Raw genomic sequence first — 14,208 nt, 5'->3', positions numbered from 1 at the left:
CTTTAGCTTACTTAAGCTTTCAGCCGGAAATTTATTTCCTGGCATCTATCATAAATTGTAGGGGGTGATGCCAACGTTGATGGCGCTAAAGCGCAACTACAAGCGCAACTACGAACTTAGGAAACAAACGATATGTCTTGACGTTTCGCCGCCTGAATCGTGTTTCCCCAAGTATATAACCCATGACCCGCGATCGCGAAGCCAAATAACTCATCACTCCCGGCTAAATATCGATCCGAATTGATCCCCCATGTTTTTATCCTGAACACCCATCTGGTTGGCTTCTTTTCGGGAAGCGAGTATAAGCAAAGACCAATGACGTAGCTTGCTTCTTTTCGGGTAGCGAGTATGACATAAGACATAAGACAAACTACTGATCACTCATATCCAGCAAAACCTTTAACACGCCCTTAGTTTTTGCCTGTTCAACGGCTTTAAGTCCGTCTCGTAACGGATAATGACCCTGAATTAGAGGTTTCACATCCACCTGTCCTGACGCCAGTAACTCAAGGGCGGGGGCAAACGGACCACAACGCGACCCAATTAGGGTAATTTCGTCTACAACTAGAGATGAAGCATCAAAGGTTAATTGACCCGCGTAGGTACTTTTCAGGACTAAAATCCCTCGTGGACGTAAGGCGCGACGGGCAAGTTCAAATCCAGCCGGATTTCCGGTACACTCTACAGCGATATCAAAGGACCGTTTGGCGATCGCATCGGCGAATCCCACGTTAATCCCGCGTGCCGATAAATTTGCCAACTTATGTTGATGACGCCCAACCACGAACAGATCACATCCAGTTAGGGCAAGGGTTTGGGCAACTAATTGCCCCAGTTTACCATCGCCGACCACCAACACCCGTTCAGTCAAACTCACCGTCACTTGCTGCTGAATTTCCAACGCGGCGGCGACGGGTTCGGTAAATGTCGCCAAATCCGAGGGTAAATTATTGGGGACTCGATGCAAGTTCTCGATGGGTAAACTGAGATAGTCGGCAAATGCCCCATGGCGGTTGACAATTCCCAGTACAGTGCGATTTTCACAGTGGGTTGATTGTCCACGTTGACAATAGCGACATTGCCCACAGACGGCGTTAATCTCGCCAACAACCCGTTGTCCCTGTAACTCGGTCGGTCCTTGTTCGACTACACCGACGAATTCATGCCCTAAAATACCCTTGTAGGGGTAATAGCCTCGAATTAATTCCAAATCCGTGTTGCAGATACCCGCCTGCACAACTCGCACCAAGGCTTCTCCCGGTGGGGGTTGAGGAATGGGAACGTCTTGGCGGAGTCGCAGTTGATTGTTTTCCAGCCAAAGTGCTTGCATGGGAATTAATTTTGGATCAAGATAACTTGATTAGCATTTTATGATCAGATGGGACAACGTGGATATTCCAGAAGACATTACCTTTGAAGACGCGATCGCACAGACTCAATCCCTGATCAGGCAACTGTCATCCGGTGAACTCTCCCCGGTAGACGCGGCGAGTGCGATCGCCCAACTCGTGCAAACCCAAAATGGTGCCAGAGGCTTCTTTGTCACCTACCTCACGGCTGAGGATAGGTTAGCGGATACTCCTGCACCAGAGATCATTCAAGCCCTGGAATCTGCGCCGGATACCGTGGCGGAACTATTGGTGAAAAATTTAGCCATGTCAACCGGGATGGCTATGACTCACCGTCGCAATCAGAATGAAGAGATGGCGCAAGGATCGGATCGAGTACGACGGCGCACGATGCATTTAATTGAGAGGGTTAACTTGCCTCAAGTTCAGGACAAATTGGTGGCATTACGGGAAAGTGCCATAACCGGACAGGGAAATTATAAGACCTTTCTGGAACGTTGGCAGTATGATGCACAGCAACGGGAGATGATTCGTCAAACGTTGGATCGGGTGATTGATTAGGGGTGATTGTTGATTGTTCATGGTTGTGCCGAGAAAATTCTTCTCTTCCCCATCTCCCTCATCTTCCCTATCTCCTAGACGTAGCCTGCTACGTTTCTACATTTGCGCCGTTGTTTCAACTTAAGTACGCCCCTCCAGCCAACTGACCAAATCGTCTAGACTGGTGAAGTCGAGAAAATCTTCTCCTAACTTTTCCAAATCGTCCAACGGTAGGTCTTCAACTTGGCTAGTTATTGCCGCTGGGATTTCGCCAAAACGCTTTTGAAGTAAACGCATCACTAGCGCGATCGTTTGTTGAAGTCTTCCTTCTTCTCTTCCTTCTTCTCTTCCTTCTTCTTTTGCGTAAGTAATCCGCCCTTTTTCATCTTGCAAGAGCATCCCCCGTCGATCGACGATATCTAACTCTTCTGGAGTCATTCTCGCTTGGTTAGCTAGATTTAACGCTAATTCTATTTCCGAGACTTGCCCTAAACTGTCTGGGATATCCTCTAAGCTGGCAGCTTCTTTCAGGAAATAAAGCCATTTATCACTTAAACTGTTTAATTCAGAGAGAGTTTTCTGGAATTTTGGCAATTCCACAAAGACTAGCTGCAATTCTTGATCGAGGACTTCAATTTTTTTCGTTTTTTCTTGAAACACAAATTGGTTAATCACATCGGCTGTTTGCTTAAACAGAATAAAATCGGTAATCGTAACCGCTATGGTTGGCTTGAGCAGCGGGTAATCCTCCCCTGTAACCAACTGATTCGCGTAGGCTTTGGCTAGGTTGTAAGCCACTCGTTTGTTAAACGCAGCCATTGCCGCGACCTGCATTTCGATGACGACAATCGAACCATCGGCTAAAATGGCTTTGATATCTAAATACGTATCTTTTAAACTGAGTACTTGACCAGGATTATAAGGATTGGAAATAGTTAAGGATTGAATGACTGTCTCGCCATCATAAATTATAGCATTGAGAAAGCTGATTAATATCTCTTTACTTTGTTCAGAGCCAAATATTTTTTTAAAGGCATAATCGACTTTAGGATTAATAAATCTCATAATGTTCTCCCTGTTTATCCTGAAGTGATATGGCAGAAGGCAGAAGGCAGAAGGGTTTTTACGGCTACGTCGTCCTTTGTGCGATTCAAGAAAGTCCTAACCTTAATGACAACAGCTATAGAAGATAGTTTAATTTTATCTTTAAACGAATACCCCTGCCAATTATTCTGTAGAGACGTTGCCTGCAACGTCTCTACATCTCCTGTGTTGATTCACTCATCGTTCACAAAATAGCCCCGTGGGGTAATCATCCAATCCCCATGGAGACGGGTACTTTGATTGCCAATGAGTACAGTGGTTAGCATATCAATCGGACTATCTAGCAATTTGTCAAGAGTAGAAAGCGTAATTGCTTCATCCTCACGATAAGCCGATCGCACGATCGCGACTGGAGTTTGAGGGGAACGGTATTGGAGTAAGATAGTATGGGCGATGGTCAACTGTTCAATGCGAGTACGCGATCGCGGATTATATAAAGCAATCACAAAATCCGATTGGGCAGCCGCATGCAGGCGCTTTTCAATCACCTGCCAAGGCGTCAACAAGTTACTTAAACTAATCGCACAAAAATCATGCATCAGAGGCGCACCCACACGAGACGCCGCCGCTTGCAAGGCGGTAATTCCGGGAAAGACTTGCACCCTTGGTGTTTTCCCATCCCAATCTTGGGCTTTGAGTTCCTCTAACACTAATCCCGCCATCCCATAAATCCCACAATCCCCCGACGACACCACCGCTACGGTTAACCCCCACTGGGCTAACTCAATCGCCCGTTGCGCCCGTTGGCGTTCCTGAGTAATCGGCAGAGATTCAACAATTTGTCCGGGATGCAGAAGCGGCGAAATTAAATCAATATAGAGAGAATAACCGATGATTGCATCAGCATCAGAGAGTGCCGTTTTAGCCGCAGGCGTCATTTGGTCTAACTGTCCCGGTCCGGTACCCACCAGCAACAGTTGTCCCGTTTTACCTATATATTCTTGTTGTGCCACAGCAATCGCCACCGTCACCGCCCCCGGTTGATCATCCGCCCGCACAATTTGTTTTTTTACCAGTAGGTTCGGAGTTGGCACTTGAGTGTCAGAAGCGCTAAAGCGCTGACTACATACAAACGCCGCCGCTTCTGCCACACTGGGAGTCCCCACCGCCTGATTCACCACCGTTGACGGCGTCGGTACGTTGACCGATCGCAATACCTCCGCCGGAAATGTTTGCAACGGCAAATCATGGGCGTGACAAAATTCCACCAATCCCACTTCCGAGGCTTTAAGATCAATCGTGGCAATTCCGGCGATCGCACCAATAGCTAGATGATGCCGTTGACAGGTTTGAAGGATCGCCGTTTCAATTAATTCTCTGGAGGTTCCCCGTTCACAGCCAATCCCCACCCATAATACCCGTGGATGCCATTGTACCTTGGGTAAATCAGAGGTTGGAGAAAAGCGACGCTGAGTAAAACTAATCCAAATCCGGGCATTGATTGATTGGAAATTGGCGGAATTAGCATCAACTGTCTGTTCGTCAGCATCGAAAACAAAGGGATGTCCTGAGGGGAGGTGATTTTGCCACAACGTCGAACCCACCTCTTGGATGACTTCAACCCGTTCACCTTTGGCTACGGCGGCGCTGACTCCTGTCCAATCTCCCTCTCCCCGTTGCCAACCCAAGGGAATCCCTAGCATATCGACAGCCGGTAAATTTAATCCCGTAGAACCCCCGGTTAAAATAGGCGTCGCCCCCAGTTGCAAGGCAATCATCCTTGTCAATTGATTGGCTTTCCCTTGATGTCCACTGCATAAACTAATCACAAATTGCCCGGTTTCATCGACAACGACAACCGCCGGATCAGAGGATTTATCCTGTAAAAGTGGGGCAATCAGACGTACTACCGCCCCTGTTGCTAAACCAAAAATAAAAGCGCGATGCGTTTGCCAGAGTGAGGCGATGTGGGATTTAAGAGCACCCGGATAGAACGATTCGGTGGGAACAGCGTTTGGTTCAGAGGGATGAAGCGACTCAGGTAGCCACAATGTCGCCCCGGCTGTCTGGCACAGAGGCTGTAGGGTTTGGGCGGCGGTAGGCGTTGTGGCGATCGCGGCTAGGGGGTGAAAGTCTTGAAATGGTAACACAGTCAATTTAGTTAATTCCCGACCTTAGATTAAGGGACAAATGAGACAATTTTACGGACTCTACTCTGATAATGTCAGTAGGTGGACACAATTAAAGTTAACGGTTGAGATTAGGGAACTCTTAACAATGATGCCGATGCAATGATCACAGGAGAGGGCGCACGTCTGTGCGCCCCTACAGTTTCTGTTTAACGCTAATTTTGGGAAATTATTTCTCTGGGAACTCTTGACAAATACAGTAGTTGTCTGAGAGTATTATTTCATAATGGGAAAATGTGGCCGCCTGTAGGGTCGAATTTCATCCCGATTCAACAGAACTTCCTATCTCCTAAGTCAATACCCTAATTGTCCTGACTAGAAGCAAAAACTCTGAATCAGTTAAATACGCCCGGAAAACGGGATGCTGCTGACAGGGATTGACGACTCCTTATGAATCGACAGGCTTTGATCGTTGGGATTAATACTTACGATACTCAGCACCTGAAAAACTTAACATTACCAGCAAAGGATGCGGATGCGATCGCCCAACTCCTGATTGATCGTGGTAATGTCCAAGTCAGGCGAATTCCGGCTTTTAACACGCCTGTCGATTCAACCACGCCGATTCGAGTTACCCTGACGCAACTCGAAACCGCACTCGTCCAACTCTTGTTACCAGAAGGAAACAGGATTCCCGATACGGTTCTGCTGTATTTCTCTGGCTATGGACTCTGCAAAGACCCCGATAGACAAACCAGTTTCTTGGCTACAAGTGATAGTAACCCTAATCGCGGTCATTGGGGATTATCGCTGTCCTGGCTGCGTGATTTGTTGCAACAAAGTCCAGTGCCAGAGCAAATTATTTGGTTAGATTGCTATGGTAACGATGAAGGATTTGACCTCACCCAAGCTGATCCAGGATATCGGGGTGAGGGATACAGTCGTTGTTTTATCGCCACCTGTCAGTCAGAAGGGGATGGAAAGACGGGAAGATGGGGAGAAAAAGATAAAGCTAAAATACGACAACTGAATCCGACTGAATCGCATCATTATAGTCAGTTGGCGTCCATTCTATTATTAGGACTGGATTCCACCAATCATCCCCCTGGCTGGGTGACGAACTATACCCTGACCAATTTAATTAATCAATTATCCCCTCCCTTGATTTTTGCCAACGCTGGGAAACCAATTCTGTTGATCCGTAACCCCACAACTGACCCAGAATCCTTACCCGCTTTACCCCCCAGCGCACCGGAACGGTTTTGTCCTTATCAAGGGTTGGCGTATTTTGACTATAAAAATGAAGATCCCCAGTATTTTTATGGACGAGAAACCTTAACCGATGCACTCCTCGAACACATCCGCATCAACAACTTGCTGGCGGTAATTGGAACCTGTGGGAGTGGCAAATCTTCGCTAATTCGCGCTGGATTATTATATCAGCTGCAACGGGGACAACGGTTATCGGGGACTCAGGAATGGCTGACGTTGATTTTTCAACCCGGTGAACATCCTCTCCAGAATTTAGCCCGATCCTTTATTAATCCTCATAACCCGGAACGCGAGTATCAATTCGCCCAAACCCTGAAACTGATCCAAATGGGGGGAGTAGGATTAGGGATTGTGGTGCGGACAATGGCTGAAGAACGGCGGTTAGTGTTGGTGGTGGATCAATTTGAGCAGGTGTTTACCTGTTGTCAGGATCAAACCGAACGACAACAGTTTCTTGATTGTTTGTTAGGTGGATTAGAACGTAGCGAGAATCAACTTTGTCTGGTTATCGGGATGCGAACGGATTTTTTAGGTCATTGTGCGAATTATCCCCAATTGATGCAAAAAATCCAGGCGTTGATGGTGACAGTGACGCCAATGACTAGGGAAGGGTTAGAAACCGCTATTATTAAACCCGCCCAGCAAGTCGGTGTAGAGATTGAGTCAGATTTAGTCACTCAACTCCTTTTAGATTTCGAGGATGCTGCCAGTTTACCTCTACTTCAGTTTATGTTAACCCAACTCTGGCAACGGCGTCCAGTGGATCGGTTAATGGTAGCCGAATATTATCGCTGGGGGAGGCTGGAAGGGGCAATTGAAAAACATGCTAACCGTGTTTACCAATCGTTTTCGGCAAATGAACAACACATTGCCAAAGACATTTTTTTAAGGTTAATTCAATTAAATGAAAACGGTCAAGTTACGGCGCGACAAGTAGACCCGTCTCAGTTAATTCTGAGTTTTCAAGGACAATCTAGAAACCGATTTAAATCTGTAGAGGCGTGCCATGATGGTACGTCTCATCCTATGTCTGGGAACTCAAAACCATCCCCTCGAAGGTCGCGAAGGGGCAACACTCAACCCTCAGTCAGGGCGGGTTTTGCACCAAGGTTACTATCAATAGCGAAACGAAAGTTCCTAAACCCGCCCCTACACAATCAAAACTATGCCCGCGAAGATCGTGAAGGGTCAACACTTAACACTTCTTCACCAAAAAATGCGGTAAACGATTGGATGGGCGATCGCCATTCCACCAAAGCGGTAACAGCCGTGATGCAACAATTAATCGATGCGGGATTAATCGTCACCCACTCCGGAAAATGGCATCAAAGTGTGGTAACAATTGCCCACGAAGCCCTGATTCAGCATTGGTCAAAACTCCAGCAATGGGTGGAAGAAAAACGCCACGGGATGAGACTCCAGCGTCACATTGAAGCGGCGGCGATTGAGTGGCAAACTCAAGGCAAACCAAAGCGAATGTTATCGGAGTTAACCCTAACGGAGGCAGACTATTATCGAGATCATCTCAATTTATCTAAATTAGCACAAGACCTAATTCAGCAGAGTATCCAGCACAAACGGACGCGACAGGGTTTTGCTAGGGGAGGATTAGTGATTGCGATCGCGCTATTGAGTCTCACTACAGGAATGGCGATGAGCCGATGGTATAAAACGGCACAACTTGCTCAACGGGAACAGTTGTATAAAAATGCCGCTACTGTACAAAACTTGCTCTCGGTGGAACCGATTCAGGGATTATTACTGGCAATTGAAACAACGGGTGAAAGTTATGCTAAATTTCAGCAAGTGGATCAGCGAATTGCGTCGAGTCTTTGGCAGGCAATTGAGATAGCCAGAGAACGCGATCGCTTAGACCATGAATCAGCGGTGAATGCGGTTACGTTTCATCCTGATAATCAAATTATAGTCAGTGGAACGGAGGATGGTAAGGTTCATCTGTGGACGCGACAAGATCATTTAATTCGTCAATCTTTACCCGGACATAACGATGAGGTGACAGGGGTGGCGTTTAGTCCTCAAGGACAGGTGATTGCCAGTAGTAGCCAGGATGGTAAAATTCGTTTGTGGGCGGTTCCCGGTCAACTCTTGAGTCAACCGTTTCTGGGACAGGATTGGATCACTTCAATTGCATGGAGTCCCGACGGTCAATTCTTAGTTAGTGGCAGAAAAGATGGTACGGTTCAGGTGTGGAATCGCCAAGGGAATCCTATCGGTCAACCCTTTCGGGGACATGAGGGAGTGGTGTTTACGGTGGCGTTTAGTCCCGATGGAGAAACGATTGCTAGCGGGAGTGGGGATGGGACAATTCGCCTGTGGAATCGTCAGGGTCAACGGTTGGGTCAACCCTTTCGGGGACATGAGGGCGTGGTGTTTGACTTAGCGTTTAGTCCCGATGGGGAGAGGATTGTCAGTGGCGGACGAGATGGGACAGTACGCTTATGGAATCGTCAAGGGGAGTTAATGGGTGAACCTTGGCGAGGACATCAGGGAGTGGTATTTGCCGTGGCGTTTAGTCCGGATGGGGAAATGATCGCCAGTGGGAGTGGGGATGGTACAATCCGCTTATGGAATCCTCAAGGTCAATTACAGGGTGAACCGTTACGGGGACATCAAGCTGCAGTGCGATCGCTGGCGTTTAGTCCCGATGGTGAGAGACTTGCCAGTGGGAGTCAGGATAAAACGGTACGCTTATGGGATGTGCGGAGTTTGCCGGAACCGCAGAATTGGCAAACTGGGCTGCAAGTGGCGTGCGATCGGCTAAAAAATCATCCGGTTTTTGAACATCCGCAGGAAGAAACTACCCTATCTCGCGATATTTGTCAAGCTAAAGGTTTGTAGTAAGCGCTTCAGCGCTGAAGGCACGCTTCATGGCAACTACGAACAAGGGAGCGATCGCGCATCGTCTCGAACAGAAGCGCACTCCTCAAATCTAATCGCCTGTAATATTCTCGCTGTAGAGAATAACAGATCAGTGTTTCCCATCAGGTACTGATCCAAAACTGGGTGTGACCCCCCTCACCCCTAAAAGCCACTATAAGAGTAGTAGATGTACCCTTAGGACTAGAGAGTTGCATGAGAGAGCGACTCTCTTTTTTATTTTTAGATATCGCCAGAATATAAGATTATAGTTCTACCTTATTTAGTTGTCAATAATTATTTTTAAAATTTCGATGAAGATTTAATTTTTGACTTCACTATAACTTCATCTTATCAGTTGAATGCATTTACGTTGTTTCAAAAAATAGCTTTGTTTAAATATTGTAAATACATCTAAAGCGTTGAGGAAGATTACTTTATAGCTCCTTGTTGTCCAAGTCGGCTTTTCTTCTAACTAAAGATAGAAGAAAAATTCGGCATAATCGGTAAAAATCAAGCTATTGCCTCCAGAAGGTAGAACCGCCAAGAAAACCAGTCCAATCATCGGAATTGTGGGTTGTTCAATCGGTATCGTTGTTGGTTTTATTCGTCTAGTTATAGGAGGTGGAATTATCTAGGTTGTGATGAATCAAAACTATTCACAATTTAAGCTTCGCCTGGGTTTCTTGCTATTTCTGTTGAGTACCATAACCTGGATTGGCGTATCGAGTACAGATATTCATATTTTAGCGAAGGGATATCTAATTGCAATTATTCTGCACACTGGAGTAACGGCTCTATATATGTGGTTTTATTTTCTACGTGGTCATAGGATCAACAAAGGAAATCGGTAGAGCGATCGCACTTCCGGTGATCGGTCAGTCAAAGCCCCCGCCTGACGACTTCCGCCCATGCGATCGCCCTCGCCTCTACATAACTCCCCTCCAGTCCTTTAAATCGGCTCAAACTCTACTAAAAAGCCGACTTTCGCCCTTTTCCCAGTTCCCCATATTTCGTCAGAACCACAATTCATCTAAAAACGGACTTTTTCATGCTAAAAGCTGCTAACCCAGCTACTGCACCAGCACCCGTAAATGCAGCTAAACCAACCGGATAAGCTCCTCCTGCAATAGCCAAACCTGCTGCTCCGGTTTGATGGTACACAGTTCCACCAGCAACTGCACCAACTGTTGCAAAGGTGGCAGCTTCTTTTAGGTTTTTTGCGGCTTCCTTTGTCGCACCATGAACTGCCAGTCCAGCCACTGCACCAGCACCCGTAAATGCAGCTAAACCAACCGGATAAGCTCCTCCTGCAATTGCTAAACCTGCTGCTCCGGTTTGGTGATAGGCAACTGCACCAACAACCGCACCAACTGCTGCACAAGTTGCGGATTCTTTAGCATTGTCGATAGCTTCTAGCAATTTCGGTTCTCCTCAATATTTTGTCATTATCAAAGCTATATTTAGTATATGTTGTAAGAAGGGTTAACGCCATAAAGCTGAGATAAATATGAGTAAATATTCTGTGAACCTAAATTGGCTTATGCCTTCGACAACGCAACAAATACTTATATAGCATCCGCCAAATAGCGCAATAGTCTTAGCAGCTATTGCTGAGGTAATCACTCACCTGAATCAGCTAGTTTAGAGGTGAAAAGACCCAGAAAGCGTAGATTATAACAAAGGAGTAATCAAATGGACGAAGCTGTTAGAAAAATTGCGGCACTAGGATTCCCAGGAGTTATTCTCCTGATTGCAATGGCTACCACGGGTTTTACAGGAGCAGCGGCAATCACAGCCGCCTTAGCAATGCTCGGACCAGGAGGAATGATTGGAGGCATCATGTTCCTTGGAGTCATAGGTATAGCTACCGATGCCTTATCTAAGTTTGGGCTGGAAGCTTTACTGGTGGGCGTATATCAAGATCGTCAGGAAAAGGGAGAAACCTTAGATGCTCTTACAAAGGAGATTAGTGGACTATTTATTTCTGATGACTTGAAGCGCAAACTAAAAGAAGAGCTTGGCTGTTAAGCAGGCGACTTAAGACGAATGGCACGCTCCTCATATTCTGGTGGGCAATGCCCACCCTACGGAATATCAAGGGTTTTGGCGATCCGAAAAGGCTTATTTAACTGCCACCGGATAGGGAAAACATAACACCTCCCTATCCCATCAAAAACACACCTCAAACCTCCAACCAATCATCGGCATTGTCATCAAAATAAAATATGATATTGGTTAGTGGCAGAGCGCATTGGCAAAATAATCCTTATCATTAAAGAGACGTATTCACAAAACTCAGCCTTCAGGCATCGCAACGCCTATCCGTATCAAAAACATCTATGCAAATTTCTCCAGAAAAAGTCGTCGATACCCCCACCCCAACCATTGAGCAAATGACGCTAGATGTTGGGGGGATGAAATGTGCAGGCTGTGTCAGTGCGGTGGAACGGCAGCTAGAACAGCAACCCGGAGTGATTTCTGCCCAGGTCAACTTGGTGACAGAAGTGGCGGTAGTTGAGTATGAAGTCGGTCAGGCTGATCCAGCTACCCTCGCCGAAAAATTAACCGCGACAGGGTTTCCCTCCCAACCTCGTGACTCCCAAGCCGATGAAACCTCAGACGAACGCCTCACCCTGGCTCAACGCCATGAACAAGAGGCAAAAGAACAACTGCGGCAATTAATCATTGCTGGCGTCCTGGTCATTCTCTCGACCATCGGACATATCGGTCATTGGTTTAATGGACCAATGATACCCGTATTTAGCACGATCTGGTTTCATTGGGGACTGGCAACCTTAGCACTACTCGGACCAGGGCGTCCGATTATCATGGATGGCTGGCGGGGATTGCGGCATCAAACCCCGAATATGAATACCTTGGTGGGACTAGGAACCTTGGCGGCGTATGGGGCTAGCTGTGCCGCATTGTTCTTCCCTCAATTGGGCTGGGAATGCTTCTTTGATGAACCCGTGATGTTACTCGGCTTTATTCTGTTAGGACGCACCTTGGAACAACGGGCAAGGCGTCAGGCATCAGCCGCTTATGAATCCTTGTTGGCATTGAAACCCAAAGTAGCCCGGTTAATTGGTAAATCCGCACCCACAGCGACAGAACGGGGGATCGAAATTCCTGTCGAACAAGTTCGTGTGGGTGAGTGGTTGCGAGTTTTGCCGGGAGAAAAAATACCCGTTGATGGCGAAGTCGTGGCGGGTCAGTCGTCGGTAGATGAGTCCATGTTGACCGGGGAACCCTTACCAGTTCTCAAGCAACCCGGTGATCCGGTGACGGCGGGTACCTTGAATCAATCCGGTGCGATCGCGATTCAAGCCACGCGCATTGGACAAGAAACCACGTTAGCGCAAATTGTCGCCCTGGTGGAAGAAGCGCAAACGCGGAAAGCCCCGGTGCAGAATTTAGCGGATAAAGTCGCCGGCTATTTTACGTATGGGGTATTGACAATCGCTATCCTCACGTTCCTGTTTTGGGATTTGGTGGGGACAAAACTCTGGACTCAGGTTCTCGGGGAAGGAGACGCCCTGATGGGTGATTCAACCTCACCTTTACTCTTGAGCTTAAAATTAGCGATCGCGGTCTTAGTGATTGCCTGTCCCTGTGCCTTGGGATTAGCCACCCCGACAGCGATTCTAGTTGGCACCAGCTTAGGGGCAGAACGGGGCTTACTGATTAAAGGGGGCGACATCTTAGAACGAGTTCATCAACTTGATACCATCGTCTTTGACAAGACAGGCACTCTCACCCACGGAAAACCCACGGTAACCGATTGTCTGTCTATTGGAGAATGGGGAGATGGGCGAGATGGGGGAAATTTTTCCCAATCAACACTCAACCATCAACAATCAACACTCCTCCAACTTGCCGCAGCAGCGGAACGAGGCACAACTCATCCCCTCGGAGAAGCGATTTGTACGGCGACGACACAACAACACCTTCCCCAGTTAACTGCCAAGGATTTTTATACTGAAGCTGGACTCGGAATCTCTGCCCTCGTGGAAAATCAACGGGTATTACTGGGGAATGGGGATTGGTTGCGTCAGCAAGGTGTGACCCTTAGTGATACCGCCCTCTCTCAAGCCCAAACCTTAGCGGCTGAGGGTAAAACCGTCGTCTATTTAGCCGTGGATGGAGAATTGGCTGGACTCATCGCCTTAACCGATTTACCCAAACCCGATGCTAAAACCACCGTCGAACAGCTTCAGGCGATGGGACTGCGGGTGATGCTGCTGACTGGGGATCAACCGGATGCCGCCACCAGTGTGGCACAACAGCTTGCCCTTGATCCAGCCAATGTTATGGCAGGTATCCGTCCCGATGGCAAAGCCGATGCGATCGCCCAACTGCAAACCCAGGGAAACTGTATTGCCATGGTGGGAGATGGCATTAACGATGGTCCAGCCTTAGCCCAAGCTGATGTGGGTATCGCCCTGCAAGCGGGAACCGATGTTGCCCGAGAAACGGCGGGGATTATTCTCATGCAACCCAGCGCGACCAGCCCCCAAGCTGGCGGCTTGCTGGATATTGTCAAAGCGATTCAACTGTCTCGCGCTACCTTTAACAAAATTCGCCAAAATCTCTTCTGGGCGTTGGCATATAACACGTTGGGGATTCCCGTAGCGGCGGGTGTACTGTTACCCGAATTTGGTATCGCTCTCAATCCGGCTGTAGCTGGCGCACTGATGGCATTTAGTTCCGTGACTGTTGTCAGTAACTCTCTGTTGTTGCGTCGAGGTTGGAACTCTGGCGACAGGGTGTAGGGTGTGCGAATACTCCTATCCCTTGCCAATGTAGTAGAATACGAAGTAATGGTGGTGTTTGGGTGATTCTTTTCAAGTCTCGCTGACAAAGCGGCGAAGGCTGGTCAATCTGCGGTGAAGTTCAACCCGATCATGAATACCAGAGCAAGCTCTTGTTGTGATAGCCACATTGAAAAATTTTGATCGGTACGAATTCACAGCCTGCTTGTGGGGGTTGCTCCA

Annotated in this window: 9 protein-coding genes; 4 read left to right on the top strand and 5 right to left on the bottom strand. The window is 47.6% G+C overall.

Annotation, left to right across the window (positions count from 1 at the left end; all coding sequences use genetic code 11):
- Positions 1-116: 116 nt before the first annotated feature.
- Both RIE73_RS00980 and RIE73_RS00975 read right to left on the bottom strand, forming a co-directional pair.
- Positions 117-362: a hypothetical protein gene (locus RIE73_RS00980; protein ID WP_446399397.1), complete on the bottom strand. Its 246-nt coding sequence runs from the start codon at positions 360-362 to the stop codon at positions 117-119.
- Positions 363-370: 8 nt separating this feature from the next.
- Complete coding sequence (locus RIE73_RS00975) at positions 371-1,330, bottom strand: MDR/zinc-dependent alcohol dehydrogenase-like family protein (protein ID WP_446399396.1); 960 nt, start codon at positions 1,328-1,330, stop codon at positions 371-373.
- 40 nt (positions 1,331-1,370) lie between these two features.
- On the opposite strand from RIE73_RS00975, the gene RIE73_RS00970 reads away from it, so the two are divergent.
- Positions 1,371-1,910 carry a hypothetical protein gene (locus tag RIE73_RS00970; protein WP_446399395.1) on the top strand — a complete coding sequence of 180 codons (540 nt, stop codon included), beginning with the start codon at positions 1,371-1,373 and terminating at the stop codon, positions 1,908-1,910.
- Between the two features lie 120 nt (positions 1,911-2,030).
- Here the strand turns inward: RIE73_RS00970 and RIE73_RS00965 are convergent, their stop codons facing one another.
- Together RIE73_RS00965 and cobJ are read right to left on the bottom strand one after the other, a co-directional pair.
- Entirely contained in the window at positions 2,031-2,954 is a 924-nt protein-coding gene (locus RIE73_RS00965; RefSeq protein WP_446399394.1) for an Rpn family recombination-promoting nuclease/putative transposase, read from the bottom strand.
- Positions 2,955-3,166: 212 nt separating this feature from the next.
- Positions 3,167-5,083 carry a precorrin-3B C(17)-methyltransferase gene (gene cobJ, locus RIE73_RS00960; protein WP_446399428.1) on the bottom strand — a complete coding sequence of 639 codons (1,917 nt, stop codon included), beginning with the start codon at positions 5,081-5,083 and terminating at the stop codon, positions 3,167-3,169.
- A 429-nt stretch (positions 5,084-5,512) separates the two neighbouring features.
- Between cobJ and RIE73_RS00955 the strand changes: the two genes are divergently transcribed.
- A complete protein-coding gene (locus tag RIE73_RS00955; RefSeq protein ID WP_446399393.1) occupies positions 5,513-9,193 on the top strand; it encodes an nSTAND1 domain-containing NTPase in 3,681 nt (1,226 codons plus the stop codon).
- 1,047 nt (positions 9,194-10,240) lie between these two features.
- Here RIE73_RS00955 and RIE73_RS00950 read toward each other — a convergent pair.
- Entirely contained in the window at positions 10,241-10,633 is a 393-nt protein-coding gene (locus RIE73_RS00950; protein WP_446399392.1) for a hypothetical protein, read from the bottom strand.
- Positions 10,634-10,906: 273 nt separating this feature from the next.
- Between RIE73_RS00950 and RIE73_RS00945 the strand changes: the two genes are divergently transcribed.
- Together RIE73_RS00945 and RIE73_RS00940 are read left to right on the top strand one after the other, a co-directional pair.
- Complete coding sequence (locus tag RIE73_RS00945; protein ID WP_446399391.1) at positions 10,907-11,242, top strand: hypothetical protein; 336 nt, start codon at positions 10,907-10,909, stop codon at positions 11,240-11,242.
- A gap of 311 nt (positions 11,243-11,553) precedes the next feature.
- Complete coding sequence (locus RIE73_RS00940; protein ID WP_446399390.1) at positions 11,554-13,986, top strand: heavy metal translocating P-type ATPase; 2,433 nt, start codon at positions 11,554-11,556, stop codon at positions 13,984-13,986.
- Positions 13,987-14,208: the final 222 nt, after the last annotated feature.

Source organism: Coleofasciculus sp. C1-SOL-03, assembly GCF_040220555.1.
In the GTDB taxonomy this organism is placed as follows: Bacteria; Cyanobacteriota; Cyanobacteriia; order Cyanobacteriales; family Coleofasciculaceae; genus Coleofasciculus.
The sequence above is the reverse complement of the archived record's forward strand: the minus strand, read 5'-3'. Positions and strand labels throughout refer to the sequence as shown.